The following is a 23,559-nucleotide window of genomic DNA, read 5'->3' as shown; positions in this document are numbered from 1 at the left end:
ATTCCGGGACCGGCAGGGAAATGGTCGTACCGGTGCGGATCCCACGCCTGAGAAAGAGGTCGTCGTGCCCACTTACGCAGCGCCAGGAGTGTACGTCGAAGAGGTTCCCTCGTCGCAGAAGGTCCTCACCGCGGTCCCCACGGCCATCGCCGCCTTCGTCGGGTTCACCGAGCGCGCGCCGGCCGACGACCCCGCCGACCCGCAGGGCCTGGCGCCGCGGCTCGTGACCAGCTGGACGCAGTACGAGCAGCTGTACGGCGGCTTCGTGAAGGGCGCCGTGCTGCCGCTCTCGGTCTACGGCTACTTCCAGAACGGCGGCTCGCTCGCCTACATCGTCCGCGTCCCCAACAACGAGCCGGCGGGGGAGCCGTCGACGGTGGGGCTGCCGGCGTCCGACCGCAGCCTCGGCAGCCCGCTGGTCATCGAGAGCGTGGAGCCCGACGCGGACCTCACGGTCGCCGTCACGGCGCAGGAGCCGGCCGACGACGACAGCCCCGACCCGGCGCCGTTCACCATCGACGTCGTCCAGGGCGGCGAGGTCGTCGAGTCCTACCCCGACCTCACGCTGGGCGGACCGCGCGATGCCGCGACCGTGGTCAACGCCGCATCGACGCGCGTCACGGTGAAGGTCGCGCTGGCCGACGACACCGACCTCACCGGGCAGCTGGACCTGCTGCGGCCCGGCCAGTACCCGCTCGAGCGCGCCGCGCCCCGTCCGGTCCCGGTCAGCGGCCGGAAGTTCGCCGGCTCCGAGTCCGCGCGCACCGGCATCAACGGCCTGGCCATCGCCGAGGACGTCACCATGGTCCTGGTGCCCGACCTGATCACGGCCGCGACCCGCGACGACGGCAGCCTCGACCTCGGGCTCTGGAAGGCCGTGCAGACCGCGCTGATCGCGCACTGCGAGCAGTACTCCAACCGCATGGCCTTGCTCGACGCGCCGCCCGGCATGACGCCGCAGCAGATCAAGGAGTGGCGCTCCGACCAGGCGCAGTACGACTCCGCGTTCGCCGCGCTCTACTACCCGTGGGTCAGCGTCGAGAACCCCGGCGCCACCAACGGCGATGCGACCGCGCTGATCCCGCCGTCGGGCCACGTCGCCGGGGTGTGGGCGCGCACCGACGAGACCCGCGGCGTCTGGAAGGCGCCCGCCAACGACACCATCCGCGGCGTCCTCGACGTCGAGCGGCCCGTGACCCAGAACGAGCAGTCGCTGCTCAACCCCATCGGCATCAACTGCATCCGCCCGTTCGGCACCCGCGGCATCCGCGTCTGGGGCGCCCGGACGCTCTCGTCGGACACCGACTGGACGTACCTCAACGTGCGCCGGCTGTTCAACATGGTCGAGGCGACGATCATGGACGGCACCCAGTGGGCGGTCTTCGAGCCCAACGACGTGAAGCTGTGGGAGGGGGTCTCGCGGACCCTCACCGGCTTCCTGCACGGGCTGTGGCAGGCCGGGGCGCTGTTCGGCCAGTCCGCGGCCCAGGCCTTCTACGTGAAGTGCGACGCCGAGACCAACCCGCCGGAGTCGATCGACCAGGGGAAGCTCGTCGTCGAGGTGGGTCTCGCGCCGGTCAAGCCGGCCGAGTTCGTGGTGTTCCGGATCAGCCAGACCAAGCAGAGCGCCGCCTGACCGGCGACCGCGACCGAAGGAGACCGACGTGCCTGAGGCAGGACTGTTCAAGCTCGACCCGATGATCGCGATGAACTTCTTCCTCGAGATCGACGGCGAGGTGGTGAGCGCGCTCATGTCGGTGTCCGGGCTGGACATGGAGATCGGCGTCATGAAGGTGACCCAGACCGGCAAGGACGGCAAGAAGCAGCAGGTCAAGTCGATCGGTCAGGTCGTCGAGACCCCCGACGTCCAGCTGACCCGCGTGGCGTCCAACGACATGACGCAGGACCCGCTGTGGAAGTGGTTCAACGACATCCGCACCACGGGCCTGGGCGCGGAGCGCTCCACGAAGCGCAAGAACGGCTCCGTCGTCATCTACAACTCGTCGCTGACGGAGGTCGCGCGGTTCAACTTCTTCAACGGCTGGCCCAGCAAGATCGCCACCGACCAGCTCTCCGTCGACGGCAGCGACGCCGTGAAGGAGAACATCACGCTGGTCGTCGAGCGTCTCGAGCGGGTCAAGTGAGCCTGCAGACCCGGTACGAGTTCGTCCTGCCGCGCGGGTACGTCGACGGCGACGGCGCACTGCACCGGACCGGGACGATGCGCCTCGCCACGGCCCGCGACGAGCTCGAACCGCTGCGCGACCCCATGGTCGACGGTCCCGACGACCCGCGGCTCACGATCCTCGTGCTCGCCCGGGTCGTCGAGTCGCTCGGGTCGCTGGAACTGGTGACGGCGCACGAGATCGAGAACCTGTTCGCCGTCGACCTCGCGTTCCTGCAGGACTTCTACGGCGTCATCAACTTCGGCAGCCAGGGCGACTACGAGGCGCTGCTGCAGAGTCAGCAGGAGTTGCTCGGGCCGGTGACGGCGTCGTCGCCGGCGGGGGCTTCGGCGTCGGCGTCGGCGGGGGTCTCCGGGGACGAGGCGCCGGGCGAGCCGGTCGCCGTCGGGGCCCCGGAGCCGGCGCTACGAGGGGCGCGGCCCGGGCGGTCGGCGATCGAGGAGCTCCCGGGCGTCGGCAGGTGAGCCGGGGTGCTGCGCTACCCGGCCGACGCGCTCTGGCAGGAGATCGCGTACCTCGCCTACCACCTGCACTGGCCGCTGGACACGTTGCTCGACCTGGAGCATCTCGACCGGGTCCGGATGATCCGGGCCGTCGGTTCGTTGAACGACCGCGCGTGGGAGGCGGTGCGCGAGCATGCCTGAGGCCGATTTCCTCGGCGGTGAGCCGACCAGCTCGAACCGGTTCCTCTTCGAGGTCGACGGCGTCGAGATCGGGATCTTCCGCGAGGTGCGCGGCCTGGAGGTGACCGCCGAGCTGGAGGAGTACGCCGAGGGCGGCGAGAACGGCTACGTGCACCGTCTGCCCGGCCGGCTGCGCTGGCCCAACCTGGTGTTCCGCCGCGGCCTCACCCAGGGCGACGCGCTGTTCGCCTGGGTGAACAAGACTGCAGGTCAGGGCTTCGCAGCCGCGGGCGACTCGCTGGTCCGCAGCACCGGCGCCGTGACGGTGCTCGGCGAGCGCGGCGACCGGCTGCGCGCCTGGGAGTTCGACGGCGTCTTCGCGGTCCGCTGGGTCGGCCCCCGGTTCGACGTCGAGAGCGCGCAGTCGCTGGAGGAGGAGCTCGAGGTGGCGCACAACGGCTTCCGGTCGCGGACCACGAGCGGATCGGGGGCGGCGTGAGCGAGGACTCGGCCGAGGGTGTGGACCGGTCGGCGCTCGGGCGAGCGGCGGCGGCCCGGCATCGTCCCGCGCGGCGCGCCCGCGGGGCGTCGGACCGCTCCGGCCTGGGCGACCTCGCCTCGGGTTTCCACGACTTCGCCGCGACCGTCGGCCGCTCCCGGGTGATGCGGCGCGCCCTCACCTCCGTCGTCGGTCCCGGCGTCACCGAGCGGTCCCGCCCGGTCTCCGCTTCCTCCGACGCCGACGCCGACGCCGCCGTGCGACCGCCGCGCTGGTGGTGGCCGACGGACTCGGGGTCGCCTTCGGGTTCGGCTCCGGGGCTGGCCCGGGTGGTGCGGCGGGTGCCGACGGAGTCGACGTATGCGCCCGGCGGGTTCTCCGGTCGGCTCGCCCCCAAGGCGGTCCCGATGCGGCTGCCGGCCGAGGTCGCGGCCGCCGGTCCCATGCTCGCGCCCCAGGATCAGCGACGCCGGTCGGCGCCGCGGGCCGCTTCGACGGCCTCGGCGGCGTCCGTGGCCGGTGCGGTCGAGGGGGTCTCACGCGCCGCGACCGGATCTCACTCCTCCTCGACCATGGTGACACCGCCGCGCGGGCGGCTCGCCTCCCGCGTCGCCGCGGTGACGGTGCAGCGCAGCGCGACTCCTGGTCGTGCGAGTGGGGCGTCCGTGGCTGGTGCGGTCGAGGGGGTCTCACGCGCCGTGGCCGGGTCTCACTCCTCCTCGAGGATGTTGACGCTGACGCCAACTGTTGGCACCAGCGTCTACACGTCACCGACGGATTCTGCCCCGCGCCCGCCGCGCGGCCGGCTCGCCTCCCGCGTCGCCGCGGCGACGGTGCAGCGCAGCGTGGCGAGTGGCGGGTCGGGCTCGGCGGGAGCCGTCGGCGGTGGTGCGGTCGCGGTGGGGCGGCTCGCCGCTCGTGTCGCGGCAGCGACGGTGTGGCGCAGCGCCGCTCGCAGCGCGATGGCCGGTCCTGATCGGGGCCGGCAGTCCGGCTCTGTTCGTGAGGTCCCTGTCTCCGGTGCCGGTGCCTACGTAGGCGCGTGGCGGCGGTTCGACTCGCGCATCGCGGCGCTGCGCGGCTCGGCTGACCTCGCCGGTGCCCGGCGATGGAGGTCGGACGCCCGTCCGGTCGACGTCGGGTTCGGCAGCGCGGCGGCCGGACGGCCGGTGCGGGGCTCATTCGCGTCCCGCATCGCGGCGGCGACCCTCTGGCGTACGGCGGCCGGAGCCGGGGATGCACCCGGCGCGGTGCCCGCCGGTCGCGATGTGACGGCGACGCGGCCTGCGTGGGGACGGCTCGGCTCGCATGTGCCGGCTGCGACGGCGTGGCGTGGTGCGGTTCGTAGGGACTCGGCGGGTCCCGCCGGTGCCCGGCGATCGAGCGCGGCCTCCAGTCCGGTCGACGTCGGGTCTGGTAGCGCGGCGGCCGGCCGGCCGGTGTGGGGCGCCTTCGCATCCCGCCTCGCGGCGGCGACGGTGGGGCGCTCGGCAGCCGGCTCGGAGGCGGCCGGCGCTGGTGCGGTCGCGGATCAGCCCGTGAGGGGACGGCTCGCATCCGGTGTCACGCGCACGACGGTATGGCGCTCGGCGGTCGGAGCGGGGTTGGCCGGGGTTGCTGGCGGCGGTGTGGCCTTGGCTCGGTCGGCGTGGGGGCGGTTCGGTTCTCGTGTCGCAGCGGCGACAGGAGGGCGCAGTGTGGATCTCGCCGGTGCCCGGCGGGGGAGCGTGGCGGTGCGTCCGGTCGATGTCGGGTTCGCGAGTGCGGCGGCCGGTCGGCCGGTGTGGGACACCTTCGCGTCGCGCATCGTGGCGTCGACCGGGTGGCGTGGCATGACCGGTCCGGGAGCGGCCGGGCCCGTCGCGGGTTCGGCCGGCGGTGCCGGCTCGGCGGAGTCGACGCCGGGTCGGGTCGGGTCCCGGATCCCGCGAGTGACGGTGTGGCGTAGCGTCGCCAGGGCGGCCGGTCCGGGCGATGTCCCGCGGGTCGGATCGGCTCGCGAGCATCCCGCCCGAGCCGCCGGGTCGGGTCTCGGGGCGAACGGCGGGTCTGGTTCGCGGCCCGCGTGGGAACGGATGGTCTCTCACCCGGCGGTGGTGACAGTGGGGCGCAGTGTGGCTCGCGGCGTGACAGCCGGTCCGGGCGATGCCCCGAGGGTGGGTGAGGCGGGTCGGCCGGCCGACGTCGGGTCCGGGGGCGCGGCGGCCGGCCGAGCGGCGAGGGGACAGCTGGTGCCCAGCATGACGGGCACGCTCAGCGCGGCCGGTGCGACCCTGTGGCGCGGACCGCAGGCTGACGCCGTCGTCGATCGGAGGGTGGGGGCGCACGAGCTGGCGCCGGCCGTGCTCGGGAGGGTGCTGCCGGGGACGACGACCATCTTCCGGGCCGAAGCGGGCGCCGGGCTGGCGGGGATGCTGGCGGGCGCCCGGACGGATCGGGTGGCGCCGCCGCGGATGTCGGTGGCGCCGGCGCCGGTGGCGGTGCTCGATCCACCGGTGACCCAGCCGGCCAGGGGGTCGAGCATCCAGCCTCCGGCCGGGGTGGTCCCGCAGGGCGGCCCCGGGCCGCAGCCGGCCGCAGCGGCGCCGATCACCACGACCGCCGACGACGCCCCGGCCCCGGACACGGCCGGACCGGGTGCCACCGGACCAGACCTGACAGACCCGCCACACCAGCGCTGGCGGCTCACCGACCTCGACCCCGCCGACCTAGCGGAGCTGGCGGACCTGGTGCTGGACCGGATCGAGGGACGAGTGCGCGGCGAGCTGGAGCGGCGCGGTCGCCGCGGAGTGCCGGGGGTGTTCTAGTGGCGACGGAGAAGGCGTTCCTCGAGATCGAGGGCGGGGAGCGGCTGCCCTGCCTGTTCAACCCGGCCCAGTTCACGGTCGGCCGGACCAATGAGTGGTCGGGCGACCGGTTGCCGGGCAAGGGCGTCCCGACGCTGCGGTATGCGGGCGCCCGCTCCGGCTGGCTGCGCATGGAGCTGTTCTTCGACACCACGCACGACGGCAGCCCGGTGACGAAGTACACGGGGAAGATCGTCGGGCTGATGGAGGTCGACCTGTCGCTGCCGGGCACCGACGAGACGACGAACAACGCGCGGCCGCCGTACGTGACGTTCCACTGGGGCGACCTGCACTCGTTCAAGGCCGTCGTCAGCGACCTGGAGCTGGCGTTCACCTACTTCTCGTCGGCGGGGGTGCCGTTGCGCGCGCGGCTGCGGCTGACGCTGCGCCAGTACGAGCCGTCGAACGCGTTCGGGCCGCAGAACCCGACGTCGGGGACGCCGCGGCCGCACCGGGTGCACCGGGTCAGGCCGGGGGAGACGCTGGACCGCATCTCGGCCACGTACTACGGCGACGCCACCCGGTGGCGGGCGCTGGCCGAGGCGAACGCCATCGCCGACCCGCTCGACCTGCGGCCCGGCCGACTGCTCTCGATCCCGAGGATGGAATCGTGAGCGGGGTCGCGCCGGAGATCCTGGTCGACGGCGCGGCGCTGACGGCCGCCTCGCTCCAAGCGCTGGTCGAGCTGCGCGCCGAGCGCGGGCTGCGCAGCGTCGGTACGATCACCCTGCGCTTCACCGATCCCGGCTACGCCCTCGCGTCGAAGACGACGTTCAAGGTCGGCGTGCGCATCGAGGTCGGGGTCGTCGGCGGCGGCGTACTCGCCGGAGGCGCCGTGACGGGCCTCGCCGTCGAGCAGCGCGACGGGCTCCCGCCGGAGCTGGTCGTCACCGCGCACGACGACGCCCGTCTGCTCACCGGGAGCCCCACGGTGCGGACCTTCACCAACCGCTCGTTCCGCGACGTCCTGGCTCAGGTGGCCGGCGACGCCGGGCTGGGTGTGCGGACCCCGCCGGCCCCCGGGGCACAACCGCACGTCCTGCAGGTGGGCACCGACCTCGAGTTCGTCGACGAGATCGCCGACCGGCTCAGCTGGGACTGGTGGATGGAGGGCAAGACGCTCGTCGCCGAGCTGCCCGGCCGCGGTCCCGAGGTGAGCCGCGCGCTCGGCACGGACCTGCTGGAGTTCTCGGTGAGCGCGGTCGACGTGCCGCAGGAGGTCCGCGTCCACGGCTGGGACGTGTGGAAGAAGGAGGCCATCGTCTCGGGGCCCGCCAAGGTCGAGGAGGCGGCCGCGCGTGGCAGGGGACCGCTGGCCGACCTCGTCTTCCGCGCCGCCTCGGATCGGAGGACGCGGCCCATCGACGTCGTCCGGACGGTGGCGGACGGCGGGGAGGCCAGCGCCGTCGCGGCGTCGCTGCGCGACTCGATCGCCCGTGCCGCGGTCACGGCCGGCGGGCGGGGCCCGGCGGACGCGGGCATCGCGCCAGGCGTGGCGCTCACCGTGACGAACGCGGGCCCGCTGTCGGGGACGTACCACGTCAGCCGGGTCGAGCACGTCTACCGGCGCGGCGGCTTCCACACCCGGTTCGTGGCGGGCGACCGGTCACCGGCCACGCTCGTGGACCTGCTCGGCGGCCGCGAAGACGTCGGGCGCGGCCGGGCCGACACCGGCGGCCGGTACTACGGCCTGATGAGCGGCGTCGTGAGCGATCTCAAGGACCCGGAGAAGCGCGGGCGCGCGCGGGTGGTGTTCCCGGCGATCTCGCGGGACCAGGCCAGCGACTGGGCCCGCATCGCGACGGTCGGCGCCGGCGGCAACCGCGGACTCGTCGTGATCCCCGAGGTCGACGACGAGGTCCTGGTGGCGTTCGAGGGCGGCGACCTGCGCCGGCCGGTGATCCTCGCCGGCCTGCACAACGGCAAGGACAAGATCCCGGAGCACGACGTGGCCCACGGTGTCGCGCACCGGCGGTTCACCTCGCGGCTCGGCCACGTCGTGGAGCTGGCCGACGGCGCCCAGCCGGCGGAGCAGCACGTCCTGCTCGCGCTGGCCGGCGGGGAGCACCGGATCCGGCTGGGGAAGGACCGCCTGGACGTCGAGGTGCCGTCGGGCGTGCCGCTCTCGATCAAGGCCGGCACCACGACGATCGTCGTCGACGGCAGCAACGGGCTCACCATCGAGGCCGACACCATCGCCGTCAAAGCCCGCAGGCAGCTGAGCCTCGAGGGCCCGACCGTGCAGATCAAGGCGACCCAGGCGCTGGACCTGAGCGCCGGAACCAACCTGACGGTGAAGGCGGCGGGGGCCACCAGCATCGAGGCCGACGGCATGACCACCGTCAAGGGGAAGGCGGTGGCGATCAATTGACCGACGACGACCGCCCCGTCCGCGCGCCGCTGCCGCCCGACCGCCTCGACGCCGACGTCGTCGGGCGCGGGTTCTTCTGGCCGATGCAGGTCGACCACACCGGCTCGATCCGGCTGACGACGGGGCCGGAGGAGCTGGACCGGTCGATCCGGGTGATCCTGCTGACAGCGCCGGGCGAGCGGGTGATGCGCCCGCACTTCGGCTGCCGCATCTGGGAGCTCATGTTCGAGCCGGTGACGCCGAACCTCGTCGGGCTGATCGCCGAGGCGGTGCGCGAGGCGATCGCCCGGTGGGAGCCGCGGGTCGAGGTCGAGGAGGTGACGCCGGTCCAGGACGAGGAGGAGTCCGGGCTGGTGCGCATCGGCATCGTCTACCGCGTCCGCACCACGAACGACCGCCGCAACCTGGTCTACCCGTTCTACGTCATCCCGCGTGAGGAGTGAGCCATGCCGTTGCCCGCACCGAACCTGGACGACCGGCGGTTCCAGGACATCGTCGACGAGGCGAAGCGGCTGATCCCGCGGTACTGCCCGGAGTGGACCAACCACAACGTCGCCGATCCCGGCGTCGCTCTGATCGAGCTGTTCGCGTGGATGAGCGAGAGCGTGATCTTCCGGCTCAACCAGGTGCCCGAGAAGCTGTACGTGCACTTCCTCAACCTCGTCGGCATCGAGCCGTTCCCGCCGTCGGTGGCCCGCGCCGACCTCACGTTCTGGCTGTCCGCGGCGCTGGAGCGGACGGTCGTCGTGCCGGCGGGGACCCCGGTGGCGACGGCGGGCGCGCCGGACCGCGTCGTGTTCGCCACCGTCGACGACCTCGCCATCCGCCCGCCGGAGCTGACGGGGCTGCTCACCGCGGACGCGGCCGAGCGGATCAGCGACCGGTGGACCGACTTCACCGTCCTCGGCCTGCCGGTCGAGTGCTTCTCGCCGGGACTGACCCCGGGCGACGCCGTCGTGCTCGGGTTCGCCGACAGCCTGGCCGGCGCCGCCGTCCGGCTCACCATCGCGGCCGAGGCCGAGGGGATCGGCGTCGACCCGCGCCGTCCGCCGCTGGCCTGGGAGGCATGGACGGGGGAGGCCTGGGTGTCCGCCGTCGTGCACCGCGACACCACCGGCGGGCTGAACCGCGACGGCGAGATCGTGCTGCTGATTCCGCGCGAGCACCGGTCGCTGCTGCTGGGCGAGCGGACGGCGTACTGGGTGCGCGGCCGCCTGCGCGCGCCCGAGGCCGGTCAGCCGACGTACCGGCGTCCGCCCCGCATCAGGTCGCTGGAGGTGGCGGCCATCGGCGGCACGACGGCGGCCGAGCACGCCAGCGCCATTCCGGCGGAGACGCTGGGCCGCTCCACCGGGGCGCCGGGCCAGGTCTTCGCCGTGTCGGCGGCGCCCGTGCTGCCCCGGCGCGGCGACGAGCTGGTCCGCGTCGTCGACCGCGGCGGCGCGCACACCTGGACCGAGGTGCCCGACTTCACCGACAGCGGCCCGGGCGACCGGCACGTCGTGTGGGACTCCGCGACCGGCGAGGTCCGGTTCGGGCCGCGGGTGCGCTATCCCGACGGCGGCAGCCGCCAACACGGCGCCGTCCCGCCCGACGGCGCTGAGATCGTCGTGAGCGGCTACCGCACGGGCGGCGGCCGGGCCGGCAACGTCGGCGCGCACACCCTGACCGAGTTGCTGACGACCGTGCCCTACGTGACGTCGGTGACGAACCTGGCCCCGGCCACGGGCGGGGTCGATGCCGAGACCGTCGCCGAGGCGAAGGTCCGCGGCCCGCTGACGCTGCGCACCGGCCGCCGCGCCGTGACCGCGGGCGACTTCGAGCGGCTGGCCCGCGAGGCGTCGGCGCAGGTGGCGCGGGCGCGGTGCCTGCCCGGCGACGGGTCGGCGCGGGTCATGCTGGTGCCGCACGTGCGCAGCCATCCCCGCGACCACCGGCTCGACGACTTCGCGCTGTCCGCGCCGCTGCTGGACACCGTCGGCACGCACCTCGACCGGCACCGGCTGGTCGGCACCGCCGTCGAGCTGACGACGCCGTTCTACCAGGGCGTCAGCGTGGCGGCCATGGTCCGGACGGCGACCGGCCGGCCCGCGGAGCTGGTCAGCGGCCGCATCGTCGAGGAGCTCACTCGGTACGTGAACCCGCTGACCGGCGGGCCCGACGGCACCGGCTGGCCGTTCGACGCCGACCTCAGCTTCGCCGCCGTCTCGCAGCTGATCGAGGCCGTCGACGGCGTCGACCGCGTCGACGAGGTGCTGCTGTTCGAGTTCGACCTGCGCACCGGCCGCCGGCTGGGCAGCGGCCGCGACATCATCAGGCTGGCCCCAGACTCCCTGTTCCTGTCCGCCGCGCACCAGGTGGTGGTCCGGTGAGGTCGCCGCAGTGGCTGGTGACGCAGATGCCGATCGGCATGCTGGACGACGACTTCTTCGTCCGGTTCCTGTCGATCTTCCAGCACGGCGCCGACTCGCTGGCCGAGGGCGCGGACAACCTCGAGCACCTGGGCGACGTGGCCGTGGCGCCGGACGCCATGGTGCGGTGGCTGGCCGGCTGGATCGGCCTCGACGGGCTGGACCCGTCGCTGCCCGACCGCGCCGCCCGCACCGTCGTCCGGGCCTCGGCGCAGACGCTGGCCTGGCGCGGCACCCGGCACGGGCTCACCCGCACGCTCGAGGTGCTCAGCGGCGGCCCGGCCGAGGTCGTCGACGGCGGCGGCGTCTGGCTCGACGGCGAGGCGCCTCCCGACCCCGCGTGGGTGCGGATGACGGTGACGACGACCGGCTGGCTGTCCGAGCCGGACTTCGCCGCCGTCGTCGCCGACGAGGTGCCCGCGCACGTGCGGGGCGAGCTGTGGGTCGGCGAGCGGCTGATCTGGACGTCGGTGAAGGCGTCGGCGAGGGACGGAGGCGGGCATGGCCCTGGAGCGCACTGATCCCGAACCGCCGGTCGCCCCGGCCCGCGTCGACGTCACCCCGGCCGCGCTGGAGCCGCTCGACGGACCGGCCGGGCCGCCGGTCGCCGTGTCCGCGGTCGGTCCCGCGCCCGCCTTCGCGTCCATGGCCGGCGGCGAGGCGACCGAGCCGGTCGTCTGCCCGCGCTGCGGCACGCCCGGTCTGGTCGACCTCGCCCGGCGCGACGCCGCCGGCTTCTGCTCCCGCTGCGACTACCCGCTGTTCTGGGCGGTCCGCCAGTCCGCGCATGGCGGCGCGGAGGCCGGCGACGACGCCCGCCGCCGGCTGCCCGGCACCGTCGGCGCCCAGACCATCGCGTCGCTGCCCTGCCCGCACTGCGCCGAGCCGAACCCGCCGCGCGCCGCGGTCTGCCTGCGCTGCGGCCGGCCCATGGTGGTCGTCCCGGAGCCGCTGCCGGTCGCCGTCGTGGCCCCGCCGCCGCCCGCGCCCGCCCCGCCCGCTCCGGTCCCGTGGGTGGCCCCGTGGTGGCTGATCCTCTTCGTCGTGGGCCTGATCGTGCTGACCGGCCTGAGCCTCGTCGCCCTCCTCGGCTGAGTATGGCGCCTCCCCAACCGAGTTGATCATGGAGAAGGTCGGCCCCCGAAGCGCTCGGGAGCCGACCTTCTCCATGATCAACGGGTCGTCAGGGGTCGACGACCTCTTCCTCGGCGACGGTGACGGTGACGGGGTCGGACTCGACGGCGAGGTCGCCGGTGCCGTAGCGGACGGTGAAGGTGTACTCGCCCGGCTCCAGGTCCTCGACGGTGAAGTCGTGCTCGCCGTCCGCGCCGGGGTTGACGGCCGCGCCGACCGGGCCGTCGTCGTCGAACAGCCGCAGCGTGCGCCCGCTGACCACGGGGTCGACGGTGGCGACCAAGGACACCGGGGAGCCGGCCTCGACCTCGCCGGCCGGGCCGGTCAGGGTGACGACCGGCTCGATCACGGTCACGGTCAGCAGGTCCGAGGAGTCGCGGTGCTCGCCGGACTCGAAGAGGGCCTCGACGGTGTGCGCGCCGGGGTCGTCGAACGTGTGCTCCACCTCCGCGGCTCCGTCCGAGACGTCCACGGAGTCGACCTCGTCGCCGTCGACGAGGAAGGTGACGGTGCCGCCGTCGACCGCCTCGCCGCCGGAGGTCACCGTCGCCGTCAATGTGGCGTCGACCCCCGCGACCGGCTCCCCGGGCGCGACCGCCAGCTCCAGCTCCGTCGCGGGCGGGCCGTCGACGCGGAACCGGGCGGCCACGTCGGAAGCCGACGCCGGCACCGAGACCGAGCCGGGCGTCACCGTCCAGCCGCCGAACCCGTCCGGCAGCTCGGCCGCGACGGTGTACGCGCCGGCGGGCAGGTAGGCGGTGACGGTGCCGGCGTCGACCAGCAGATCCTCGGTGAACACCGACGCGTCGTCGGCGTCGGTGATCGCGACGGCGAGCGACCCCGGCGCGTCCGGCTCGGCCGACCGGGCGTCCATGCGCACCCGCACCTCGGTGACCTCGATCGCGAGGTCGCGGGTCCCGTCCTCCGGCTCGCCGCTCTCGTGGACGCCCACGTGCCCGGCCGGCCCGGTCAGCGTCGCGGACCAGTCGCCGGCCGGGACCTGCGCGAACGTCGTCGTGTACTCGTCGCCGCCGGCCCGCACCAGCGGCTGCGGCGCCGGGGCCGGGCCGCCACCCTCGCCGCCTTCGTCCACCAGCCGCACCAGGGCGCCGGTGAGGTCCCAGCCGTTGACCGACTCGGCCGTGACGGTGATCGGCTCGGCCTCGGCGTAGAGGACGATGTCGAACGCGACGATCTGCCCGGCCGCCACGGTCACCGTCCGCGTGGTCGGCGAGTACGGCTGGCCGGCCCGCGGGCGCACGTCGACCAGGTAGCCGCCGTCGGCCAGCCCGGCGAACTCGAACACCGAGCCGGGCCGGACGGGGTCGCCGTCGGCCGCCGGACAGCGGTCGTCGACCACCGCCGAGACCGGGCACAGCCAGGTGTCGACCTCGTCGAGCGGCGCGGCGGCGGTGCCGCCGGACTGGCCGCTGACCGTGCCCTGGATCGTGTTGGTCAGCTGCGTCACGGGCACGTTGAAGGTGCTGGCCGCGCCGGGCTCGGGACGGACGGTGAGCGTCAGCGGCGCGTAGTTCTCGCCGCTGACCCGCAGTGTCTGCGGCACGGGCGGCACGCCGGTGAACCGGTAGCAGCCGGTGCCGCCGTCGCACGGTTCCGCCGTCTGGACCAGGCCGCCGCGCAGCAGCTCGACGGTCATGCCGGGCAGCGGCTGCGGCGGCTCACCGCCGGTCCCGGGCACGTAGACGTTGACGAACACCTCGACGGGCTCGGCGGTGACGGCGACGACGAAGGGGTCGGCGTTGCCGTCGGGGTAGACGGCCTGGTGGTCGGCGGTGATCTCCACCGGGAGCGGCGCACCCTCGAACGCGTACCCGTCGGGCGGGTCGGCCCGCACCTCCCAGTCGCCCGGCAGCAGCCCAGCGACGTCACGAGTGCCGGTGATGGTGAACCGGCCGCCCGGCCCGGACACGGCGGAGAACTCCAGTCCGGACTCGTGCCGGGCGACGACGGTGGCACCCACCAGCGACGCCGCGACGACCTCACCGTCGACGACGGTGTGCGAGCGCAGCACGCCGCTGATCTCGCCCAGCTTCACCAGCGACAGCTGGTAGGAGCCGACGCCGTCGGGCGGCACCTGGAACGGGGTCGGGTCCGGCGCCGGCACGCCGCCGGTGACCAGCCGTCCCGCGGTGAAGTAGTCGAACCGGTAGCCGGCCGCCTCGACCCGGACGGTGTACTGGCCGCCGGGCGGCAGCAGGCTGGGCAGCTCGGTGAAGACGGTCCGGTTGGTGCCCGGCTCCGCGGCCCGGGTCTGCTCCGGCACGCCCGGCGCGCTGAGCACCAGCCGGGCGCCGTAGACGGGCTCGCCGGCCGCGTCGACGGTGGCGATCTCGAGGGCGCCGTGCCGCGAGAGCACGAACCCCTCGAGCTGCTGCCGGCCGCCGGTCGTGGAGAGCGCGACGTCGAGCTCGACGGTGACGTCGGCGTAGCCGGCCAGCCGCGCCTCGACGGTGTACCGGCCCGGCCGCGCCAGCGTCGCCCGGGTGTCGCCGGGGCCCTCGCCGCACTCGTTGGTGTAGCCGGTGTCGACGCGTTGGGCCGGGTCGGACCAGATCAGGCAGCCGCCGGGCGTGACGGCGATCCGGGTCGCCTCCGCGCCGGGCGGCGTCCCCGTCACCGTCAGCTCGGCCTGCGACAGGTCGGCGGCCACGGCCGGGACCAGCTGGACCCGGCCCTGCACCGCCCGCCCGACCGGCGTCAGCGTGAGCCGCAGCTGCTGCCCGTCGGACACCGCGACGTCGGTGAGCCGGGACCGCTCGTAGCCGTCCTTCGTCGCCGTCACGTCGACCCGCGAGTCGACGATCGGCAGCACGGCCTCCGGCAGCCCGCCGCCCTGCCCGGGCTCGGGCACCACGGCGAACAGGCCGTCGGCGTCGGTGAGGACGGTGGCGCTCTGGTACTCCGGCAGCAGGCCGTCGTAGCCGACGATGCCGGTGACCTGCACCTGCACGCCGTCGACCCCCACGGGGCCGCCGTCGTCCAGCTCGTGCAGCACCTGGCCGGTGAAGCTGCGCGAGGCGCCGGTCAGCGTCAGCGCCAGCGGGATCTCGTTGTTCAGCCCGACGGTCGACAGCACCTCTCCGGTCAGCACCCGCGGCGGGTCCGAGCCCGGGACCGGCCAGCCGAACACCAGCCGGTACTCCACGCCCGGCTGCAGGTGGGTGACGGCGTAGACACCGCTGTCCTCGTCGGTGCGGTCGACGCGGACCTGCTCGGTGACGTCCTCGTCGCCGACGAGCACGCGGAGGGCGGCGCCGGCCGCTGGCTGCGTGGCGCCCTCGCCGTCGTTGGCCTGAACGGTGACGCGCAGCCGCCCGAGCCGGTCCAGCGCGGCGTCGTAGCGGCGCACGTCGCCGGGGTACAGGCCGATCTGCACCGGGGCGACGGGGCGGTACTCCGGGTCGCCCGGCCGAACGGAGACGTCGTAGTAGCCCGACGGCAGCCCGGTCAGCTCGTAGCTGCCGTTGAGCCCGGTGAACGCGCAGTGGGCGCCGCCGTCGATCCGGCACAGCGGGGCGTCCGGATCCGGCGTGACGGGGACGCAGTCGCCCAGGCCCTCGGGGTCGACGCCGGCCGGGACGGCGACGACGCAGGTGCCGTCGGGGACGTTGCCGACGCGCGCCGTGATGGTGCCGACGATCGACGGGGCCGGCAGCAGTGCCGCGACGGGCGCGTTCACCGTCGCGTCCATGGGCACCTCGACGCGGATCCGCTCCGGCTCGTAGCCGGGCGCGGTCACCGTCAGCTCGTACAGGCCCGGCAGCAGCCCGGGCTGGTCCGGCGCGGGCAGCGTGTAGGAGGCGTCGGGTGCGAACGTCGTGGTCAGCTCGCGCGGCTCGCCGTCGATGCCGGTCGCGGTCGTCGTGACGGTGACCAGGCACTCCTCGCCGGGCAGCAGCGCGGGACAGCTGACCGGGCCGCCGCCGGTGCTCGCGTCGACGGCGCGGCCGACGATCACCGACGTGTCGGTGAGGCCGTTGCCCGGGATCGGCGTGAGCGCCAGGTCCGCCGTCGCCGCCGACCCCGCCGTTACCTCGACCCGCGCGTACGCCGTGACGTGCCCGAATACCTCGCCGGACAGCACGTACGAGCCGGGCGCGACGCCGGAGATGCGGTAGCCGCCGGTGTCGGCCGCGCTCATGACCTTGTACGCCGCGCCCTCGTCGCCGGAGAGCGTCAGCCCGGCCGCGAGCGGGGTGCCGGCGTCGTCGGTGACGGTGCCGGCCACCTCGCCGCCGGCCGGGACCAGCCGGGTGTCCAGGCGTCGCACGGCCTGGTCCGGGTCGGTGAGCGTCACCTCGCGGGTCTGGGTCTGGTAGCCCTCGCCGGCGACGGTGACGGTGTAGCGCCCGGGCAGCGGCAGGTCCGGCAGCGTGAACAGGCCCGGCCCGCCCGCGTCGTCGCCGGTGGTGGCGGTCGTCGCGGTGCGGGTGGTCTCACCGTCGTCGGCCGTGACGGTGACGCCGCCGAGTCCGCGGGTGGCGCCGGTGCCGTCGCGCCCCGTGACCTGGCCGGTCAGCGTGGCGACCCCGCGGCGCAGCGCGAGGTCCCGCGACTCCTCGGCGCCCGCGTCCAGCTCGACCAGCGCAGCGCTCGCGCCGAGGCCCTCGGCGGTCGCCGTCACCAGATACGTCGACGGTGTCGACAGCCCGTCGACCGCCCAGCTGCCGACGTCGCCGGTGGTGCTCGTGCTGGTGGTGACGGTGACGGTGCCGTCGGTCAGGGTCAACTCGGCGCCGCCCACGGGCCCGTCCGGACCGGTGACCGTGCCGGACAGCCGGCCGTCACCCGCCCGCAGCTCCACCTCGATCGGCTCCGCGGCGGTCGCGGCGTCGACGACCCGGCGCTCGGTCTGGAAGCCGGCCTTCGACACCGTGACCAGGTAGTGGCCGCCGGTGCCGAGGCCGGCGAACGCCCACGCGCCGTCCTCGTTGGTGACGGTGCTCCGGGTCGGGCCGACGGGGTCGCCGTCGCCGTTGGTCGTGGTGGGGACGGCCGACGGCGGGACCTTGGCGTCGTCGCCGGCCTCGCCGAACGCGGCCGTGGGCGCGATGGCAACGGTGACGCCGTCGGGCTGGTCGGCCTGCACCACGCCGCTGACCCGCAAGGCCTCAGGGCCTTCGCCGTCGGTCTCGTCACCTCCGCCGGATCCGCCGCCGTCATCGCCGGTCGCGCCGTCGCCGTCCGCACCCGAGCCGCCGCTGCCGCCGTCGTCACCGGAGCCCGCATCCGCAGACGCGCCCGCCTCGGCCTGCCGGTCCTCGAGCCGGTCGACCAGCCGGGGGAGCCCGACGACCGCCGCCGCGGCCCAGACCGCGAGCACCGCCGCCAGGGCGACCGCCCGCTTGGCGGCCGACCCGATCAGGGGCCGCGCGACCACCACGCCGCGCGCCGTCGCCGGGGCGTGCGGCCCGCGCGCGACCGCCGTGTACTCGAACCGCGTGGTGTCGCCGGTGAGCCGGAGCCGGCGTGGGCCGGCCCGCCCACCCACCGCCACAGCGGACCGACCCGGCACCTCCACCGTGCGCCGCCGCAGCTTGGCCCGCAGGCCGTCCGGGGCGTGCAGCTCGAGGTCGACGGTCGCCGGCTCGGGCGCGGCGTTGGTGAGGACGAGCCGGATGCGGCGGCGCCAGGCGGTGCGCACCTCGCCGGGCTCCGCGGCGACCGTCACGGCGGGCGGCCGGTCGACCGTCAGCGCCGACTCGGCGACCGCGGCCCGGCTGGTCACCGCGCCGGTGCCGGGATCGCTGCTCTGCGCGGCCACGACGAACGGGTAGCCGGCGGCGACGGTGCCGGCCGGCGGGGTGAGCGCCAGCTCGATGGTGGCGACGGTCCGCGGCGGCAGCGCGACGATGCGGGCCGGGACCGGCGCCCAGCCGCCGTCGAGGCCGAGCACGGTGAGCGTCACGTCGCGCGGCCCGTCGGCGCCGTGGTGCACGCGCACCGTCAGCGCGGCGGGATGGCCGGCGGCGCTCTGTGGCTCGTGCGCGACCTCGACGACCGGCGCTGCCTCGATCATTGCCAGTCCCCGCTCGGTGTGGAGCCCATGGGTGCGGCCGCGGCGACGTTCAGGGTCACGGTGGCCGCCTCGCTGGCCTCGACGGTGATCGGCGGCGAGGCCGCGACCGGCGCCGCCCCGGCCTGCAGCCGCACGTCGACGACGTAGTGCTCCGGGGCGTCCAGCTCGGCGAAGACCGCCCGGCCGCCGGCGTCGGTGCGCACCGACGCGACCGGCGCCGCCGCGGTGCCGTACTCGGTGGCCCGGTAGAGGTTGACGACGGCGCCCGCGACCGGCCCGTCGGCGGCGACGACGGTGGCCGTGACCGACGCGGGCGCGGCGAGCTGCAGGTCGAGGTCGCGGTCGCGCCCGGCCTCGAGGGTGACGGTGGCCGCGGCCGGCGTGGAGCCGGGGCGCGAGGCGGTGACGGTGTAGGTGCCGGGCGGCAGCTGCGGCAGCACGTAGCGGCCGACGTCATCGGCCGGCTGCGACGACGACGTGACGGTGTACGTGCGCGCGCCGGACACCGCGGTGACGGTGACGTTGCCGGCCGGGCCCACCCCGCCGTCGACGGCGTTGCGCACGCTGACCGTCCCGGTGAGGTCAGCCCCGGCCGGATGCAGCGCGGCCGTGACGCCGTCGGCCGGCGACCCGCCCGCCGTGATGGTCCCGAACGAGTCGAGCACCACCTGCACGGTCTGCGCCGCGAGGTCGGGCCGGGCGAACGTGACGGTGTACGTGGCCGGGACGGCGAGCCCGCCGAGCCGCCACGACCCGGCGCCATCGCCGGCGCTCTGCGTGACGGTGCCCAACGTCGTCGTGCCGTCGCTGACGGTGACCTCGACGCCGGTGGCCGGGTCGCCGCCGGGCAGCTGCGTCACCCGCCCGAACAGCTCGCCGGCGTCGGTGCCCAGCGTGACGGAGACCCCGGTCAGCTGCTGCCCGGCGGACAGGTTCAGCGTCAGCGTCTCCGCGGCGTGCCCGGGGGCGGCGACGACGACGGTGAAGGTGCCCGGCGTCGGCAGGTTCCGCAGCGTGAACGCGCCGACGTCGCCCTCGGTCAGCGACACCGTCCGCGCGGTGGAGTCGCCGGCCGTCGCGACCACCGACGCACCGCCGATCGGCCCGGCCGCGCCTCGCACCTCGCCGGCGATGACACCGTCGCCCTCGCGCAGCCGGATCGTGATGCCGGAGCGCTCCTCGCCGCCGGCCAGGTCGACCCGCTGCACCTCGGTCGCGTAGCCGGGCTTGCCGACCACGACGTCGTACACCGCGGGCGAGGGGACGCCGTCGATCTCGAACGAGCCGTCGGAGCCCACCGGCACCTCGCGCAGCGCCGCCCCGGCCGCGCCGCCCGGCGGGTCGGGGGCGGCGCCGTCGGCCACGCCCTCCTCGGCCTGGTCGCCGAGCTGGTCCAGCGGGATCCGCAGGCTGACCGTCGCGCCGGACACGTCGGCGCCCTCGACGGTGCCGGCCAGCACCGCGGGCAGCCCGCCGAGCGCCACGTCGGCCGCGTCGGGGCTCTGACCGGCGGTGATCTCGACCGGCGCCGCATCGGCACTGTCCATCGCCGCCGGGAACCAGAGGTCGGAGTAGCCGGCGCCGCGGAAGCGCAGCAGGTAGGCGCCGTCGGAGAGCCCGTCGACGGCGTACGTGCCGTCGTCGGCGGTCGCGGTGGTGGCGACCGGCGTGGTGGGGTCGTCCTCGGCGAACGCCTCGACGGCCACGCCCGGCAGCGGCGCGCCGGTGGTGATGAGCACGACCGTCCCGGCCAGCGTCGCGCGCCCGGCGCCGGCGGAGTCGTCGCGCGACTGCGCCACCTCGATGGCGAGGTCGCGGTCGGCGGCCGACCGGTTCACCACGCCGGCCAGCGCGACGGTGATGACGACCGCGAACACCGTCACCGCGGCGAGCAGACCGGCCAGCGCGATGGCCCCGCGGCCCAGGACCGGGCGCTGCACCATGCTGCCGGGCGCCTCGCCCAGCGGCTCGCCGGCGGAACCGGGCGGGCCGGGCTGCTCCGGCTCGCCGGCCGGGTCCAGCCGCACCAGCAGCGGCCGCACCGCGGGCGAGCCGAGCAGCGGGCGGCGGGCCCGTGCCTCGACGCGGGCGGACAGGCTCTCGCCCGGGGCCAGCAGCACCGCCGCGGGCACGAACCGGAAGTCGACGCGGTCCTCAGGGTCGGTGCCGGCCAGCACGCCCTCGACCGTCGTGTTGCCGGTGTTGCGCACCGTCACGCCGAACGACGCGCGCCGCCCGGCGGTGACCGCGGCCGGGTCCAGCGTGAGCGTGGTGCCCGGCGCCGGCGTGACCCGCAGCTCGAGGTCGGCGACGGTGGCGTGGCGCGGCGGCGTCGTCTCGCGCACCTGCACCGCCAGCCGGCGCGCGCCCGCGGGGAGGTCCGGCGGCGGGGTCAGCGTGACGGTGACGACGACGCTGCTGCCGGGGAAGAGCGTCGGCGTGGCGTCGTCGACGGCGACCCAGGCCGGGTCGGCGCCGAGCACCCGCACCTGGTAGCCGCTGATGATCTCGCCGGTGTTGGTGATCTCGACCCGCACCGTCGCGGGCCCGCCGGCGGCCTCCAGCACCTGCGGCGTCGCGGTCACGCGCATGTCAGCGCACCGCCTCGAGCCGCAGGTTCGCGACGGCGTCCGCAGCCGGCTCGACCTCGGCGACGGTGCTCGCGCGCACCCGGCCGCCGACCCGGACCGAGACCGTGTAGACGCCGGCCGGGACCTCGGCCACCACGTACCGGCCGCCCCCCGTCGACGTCGTGCTCCACACCGTCGCACCGTCGGTGACCTCGACCGTCAGACCGGCCGCGGCGTCGCCCTCGGCGTCGGTGACCCGCCCGCCGACCCGGCCCAGTCCGTCCAGCATGGTCACGGTCAGGGGCGGCGTGACGGCCGACCCGGACACCGTCACCGGCACCGTCTGCGGCTGGTAGCCCTCGTGCTCGAACGTGAGCGTGTACGCGCCCGGCGCCAGCCCGCTCACCGTGAAGCCGCCGACGGCGCCGTCGGTCAGCGTCGTCGTGGTCACCGGCTCGGCCAGCCCGCCCACGGTCACGGCCGCGCCGCCCAGGCCGTCGCCGCCCGGCGTCAGCAGGGTGCCCGTGACGGTGCCGGCGCCGCCGGTCAGCGACACCGCCAGGTCGGTGACGGCCTGCCCGGCGGCCAGCTCGACCACCGCGGTCTGCGCCGTGTAGCCGTCGAGCACGAACGTCAGCACGTAGGTGCCGGGGGTCGGCAGGCCGGGCAGCACGAACCGTCCGACCTCGCCGACGGTGGGCGTGCCCGCGGTGACCGCCTCGTCGCCGACGGTGGTGCTGACGGTGACGCCGCCCAGCGGCCGGCCGCCGCCGGTGACGACGCCCGCGATCTGCCCATCGCCCGTCGCCAGCCGCACCTCCGAGACGAACCGCTGCTGCCCGCCCGCGAGGTGCTCGACGACGGTGGCGGGCCGGTACCCGTCGGCCTCGAAGGTCAGCTCGTAGGTGCCCGGCGCCGGCAGCCCGGCCAGCGTGTAGGACCCGTCGTCGCCGGTGGTCGCGGTGTACTCCGCGGGCGCTTCATCGGAGTCGGTGGCGGCGGCCCAGGCCGGGCGCGCCGTCACCGTCGCCGGGACCGGATCGGCCGCGTCGCCCGGGTCGACGGCGCCGGTGATCGACGCCGGCTCGCCCGCCACGACGACGTCGGTGCCGTCGGTGGTGCGCTGCGCCGCGGCGGCGACGGGCTCCGCTCCGGCCTCGTCCGGCGCGGCCGGGTACCAGACCGGCGGGTAGCCGTCGGCGCCGAAGCGCAGCAGGTACTCGCCGGGGAACAGCCCGGCCAGCGTGTACCCGCCGTCGGCCTGGCTGGCCGCCGAGCTGACCACGACCAGCCCGTCCGGCGTGCGCCGCAGCGCTTCGACGGTGAGCTGCCCGACCGGCTCGCCGCTGGCCGCCCCCGTGACCGTCCCGGTGATGGTGCCGCCCACGCCCGGCGGCAGCAGCCCGTCCTTGGGCAGCGCCCCGGCCGGCGCCCCGGCTGCGGCCGTGTCGGCGGCGTCGTCGCTGGTCCCGGCCGACTCGGCGCTCGTGGCCGCAGCTGCCTCCGTCGCCGCGAAGAACGAGGCCGGCGCCGTCTTCACCGCGGGCTCCGCGCCCAGCACCTGGGTGATGCCCAGCAGGAACGCCGTCGCCCACAGCGCGACGATCGAGGCCAGCACCAGCACCGTGAGCAGCCCGCGCCCGACCACGGGCCGCTGGCGCAGCGTCAGTGGCAGGCTCGCCTCCGCGTCCGGGCCGCTGACCTGCGCGGTGATGGACCGGTCGAGGTCCCCGCCTAGCCAGCGCCGCGGCGCGCGAGCCGTGATCAGCGTGGTGGCGACCGCCCCGGGACCCAGCCGCAGCGTCGCCGGGGTGAAGCGCAGGGCGGTGGCACGGTCGGCGTCCGCGGCGGAGCAGGTGAGGTCCAGCGTGGTGTTGCCGCGGTTGGCGACCTCGACGGCGAACTCGGCGCGGCCGCGGGTGCGCACGACGCTGGGCCGGGCCGCCAGCGCGACCGACGGGCGCCGCGGCACGACGAGGTCGAGGTCGACGGTCTCGGCGGCCGGCCCGGCGTGCTGCGAGTCCACCGCGACGACGACGGGGTGCCGGCCGGCCGGGTGGGTGGGCGGCACCGTGACGGCGACCGCGATGGTGCCCTCGGCGTCGGGGAACAGCGACAGCAGCGGCGGCCGCGCGGTGACGGCGTCGGGCGGCAGCCCCACGGCCCGCACGGTGAACCCGTCGATGACCTCCGCGGTGTTGGTGACGGTGAGCAGCACCTCGGCGCTGCCGCCGGGCTCGACGTCGAGGCGCCCGGTGCCGGCCGTGACGCGGGGGCCGGTGCCGACGCGGCTCACGGGCGCCGCCCGGTCTCGGTGACGGCCGACACGGCGCGGGTGCGGCCCTCGACCCGCTGCACCGGCGGCGCGGCCGGACGCCACGCCGGCGGCGGCACGGGCGCGGTGACGACCAGCGTGAACGAGGCCTTGTGCGGGCCGTCCAGCGACGCCCACAGGTCCCGTGGCCGGTCCGGGCCGTCGGCCGCCAGCGCGAGCCGGACCTCGTCGGCGCCCGGCAGCAGCTGGTGGCTCAGGAAGCAGGTGACGACGTCGCCCAGCAGCCGGTGCTCGTCCGGGACGGTCGAGGCCCAGGCGCTGACGAGGTACTGCAGCTCGATCAGGGGAGTGGCCGCACGCTCCTCGCGAGCGCCGTCGGGCCCGACCCGGAAGCCGCCGCCCACCGGCGGCAGCGGGCTGCGCGCGACGCCGTAGAGGAACAGGTTGACGGCGACCCGGCTCAGCTGCGCGGACCAGCCGCCGGAGGGCTGCTCGAAGGAGACCTCGCCGACCTCGGGCGGCAACGGCAGCGCGGAGCGCAACAGGCCCTCCAGGCCCTCGTCCACCGCCGGGATCAGCATCGTGCCGCCCACCGCCCCTCGTA

The 23,559-nt window shown here is 75.6% G+C and carries 16 protein-coding genes; 12 read left to right on the top strand and 4 right to left on the bottom strand.

Annotation, left to right across the window (positions count from 1 at the left end; translation table 11 throughout):
- Positions 1-64 precede the first annotated feature (64 nt).
- The 12 genes from HD601_RS35925 (at position 65) to HD601_RS21905 (ending at position 12,031) form a co-directional block, all read left to right on the top strand.
- Entirely contained in the window at positions 65-1,636 is a 1,572-nt protein-coding gene (locus tag HD601_RS35925; protein ID WP_184825450.1) for a phage tail sheath subtilisin-like domain-containing protein, read from the top strand.
- A gap of 28 nt (positions 1,637-1,664) precedes the next feature.
- Positions 1,665-2,144, top strand: coding sequence for a phage tail protein (locus HD601_RS21955; protein WP_221441200.1), 480 nt, complete (start codon positions 1,665-1,667; stop codon positions 2,142-2,144).
- Positions 2,141-2,650 carry a hypothetical protein gene (locus HD601_RS21950; RefSeq protein WP_221441199.1) on the top strand — a complete coding sequence of 170 codons (510 nt, stop codon included), beginning with the start codon at positions 2,141-2,143 and terminating at the stop codon, positions 2,648-2,650. Before HD601_RS21955 ends, HD601_RS21950 begins: the two co-directional genes overlap by 4 nt.
- A gap of 6 nt (positions 2,651-2,656) precedes the next feature.
- Positions 2,657-2,830: a DUF6760 family protein gene (locus HD601_RS21945; protein ID WP_157740718.1), complete on the top strand. Its 174-nt coding sequence runs from the start codon at positions 2,657-2,659 to the stop codon at positions 2,828-2,830.
- Positions 2,823-3,308, top strand: a complete 486-nt coding sequence (locus HD601_RS21940) for a phage tail protein (protein ID WP_184825448.1) — start codon at positions 2,823-2,825, stop codon at positions 3,306-3,308. The genes HD601_RS21945 and HD601_RS21940 overlap by 8 nt, the downstream gene beginning before the upstream one ends.
- A 2,231-nt stretch (positions 3,309-5,539) precedes the next feature.
- Positions 5,540-6,115 (top strand): hypothetical protein, encoded by a 576-nt coding sequence (locus HD601_RS21935; protein WP_184825446.1) that lies wholly within the window; start codon positions 5,540-5,542, stop codon positions 6,113-6,115.
- On the top strand, positions 6,115-6,768 hold the full coding sequence (locus HD601_RS21930; protein ID WP_184825444.1) for a CIS tube protein: 654 nt from the start codon (positions 6,115-6,117) through the stop codon (positions 6,766-6,768). Before HD601_RS21935 ends, HD601_RS21930 begins: the two co-directional genes overlap by 1 nt.
- Positions 6,765-8,525, top strand: coding sequence for a phage baseplate assembly protein V (locus HD601_RS35920; protein ID WP_184825442.1), 1,761 nt, complete (start codon positions 6,765-6,767; stop codon positions 8,523-8,525). The genes HD601_RS21930 and HD601_RS35920 overlap by 4 nt, the downstream gene beginning before the upstream one ends.
- A gap of 83 nt (positions 8,526-8,608) precedes the next feature.
- On the top strand, positions 8,609-8,968 hold the full coding sequence (locus HD601_RS21920) for a GPW/gp25 family protein (RefSeq protein ID WP_184830115.1): 360 nt from the start codon (positions 8,609-8,611) through the stop codon (positions 8,966-8,968).
- Between the two features lie 3 nt (positions 8,969-8,971).
- Positions 8,972-10,897 carry a putative baseplate assembly protein gene (locus tag HD601_RS21915; protein WP_184825440.1) on the top strand — a complete coding sequence of 642 codons (1,926 nt, stop codon included), beginning with the start codon at positions 8,972-8,974 and terminating at the stop codon, positions 10,895-10,897.
- Positions 10,894-11,457: a phage tail protein gene (locus HD601_RS21910; protein ID WP_221441197.1), complete on the top strand. Its 564-nt coding sequence runs from the start codon at positions 10,894-10,896 to the stop codon at positions 11,455-11,457. Before HD601_RS21915 ends, HD601_RS21910 begins: the two co-directional genes overlap by 4 nt.
- Positions 11,438-12,031 carry a hypothetical protein gene (locus HD601_RS21905; RefSeq protein WP_184825438.1) on the top strand — a complete coding sequence of 198 codons (594 nt, stop codon included), beginning with the start codon at positions 11,438-11,440 and terminating at the stop codon, positions 12,029-12,031. Before HD601_RS21910 ends, HD601_RS21905 begins: the two co-directional genes overlap by 20 nt.
- Before the next feature lie 88 nt (positions 12,032-12,119).
- On the opposite strand, the gene HD601_RS21900 is transcribed toward HD601_RS21905, so the two are convergent.
- The 4 genes from HD601_RS21900 to HD601_RS21885 are packed head-to-tail and all read right to left on the bottom strand — an operon-like array spanning position 12,120 to position 23,548.
- Positions 12,120-18,110: a carboxypeptidase regulatory-like domain-containing protein gene (locus tag HD601_RS21900; protein WP_184825436.1), complete on the bottom strand. Its 5,991-nt coding sequence runs from the start codon at positions 18,108-18,110 to the stop codon at positions 12,120-12,122.
- Entirely contained in the window at positions 18,107-20,701 is a 2,595-nt protein-coding gene (locus tag HD601_RS21895; RefSeq protein WP_184825434.1) for a carboxypeptidase-like regulatory domain-containing protein, read from the bottom strand. Before HD601_RS21895 ends, HD601_RS21900 begins: the two co-directional genes overlap by 4 nt.
- A 1-nt stretch (position 20,702) precedes the next feature.
- Complete coding sequence (locus HD601_RS35915) at positions 20,703-22,976, bottom strand: carboxypeptidase regulatory-like domain-containing protein (protein ID WP_184825432.1); 2,274 nt, start codon at positions 22,974-22,976, stop codon at positions 20,703-20,705.
- A complete protein-coding gene (locus tag HD601_RS21885) occupies positions 22,973-23,548 on the bottom strand; it encodes a Pvc16 family protein (RefSeq protein WP_184825430.1) in 576 nt (191 codons plus the stop codon). The genes HD601_RS35915 and HD601_RS21885 overlap by 4 nt, the downstream gene beginning before the upstream one ends.
- Positions 23,549-23,559: the final 11 nt, after the last annotated feature.

Origin of the sequence: Jiangella mangrovi (assembly GCF_014204975.1) — a bacterium.
GTDB lineage: Bacteria > Actinomycetota > Actinomycetes > Jiangellales > Jiangellaceae > Jiangella > Jiangella mangrovi.
Note: the sequence above shows the minus strand (reverse complement) of the source record. Positions and strands in the feature narration are given on the sequence as shown.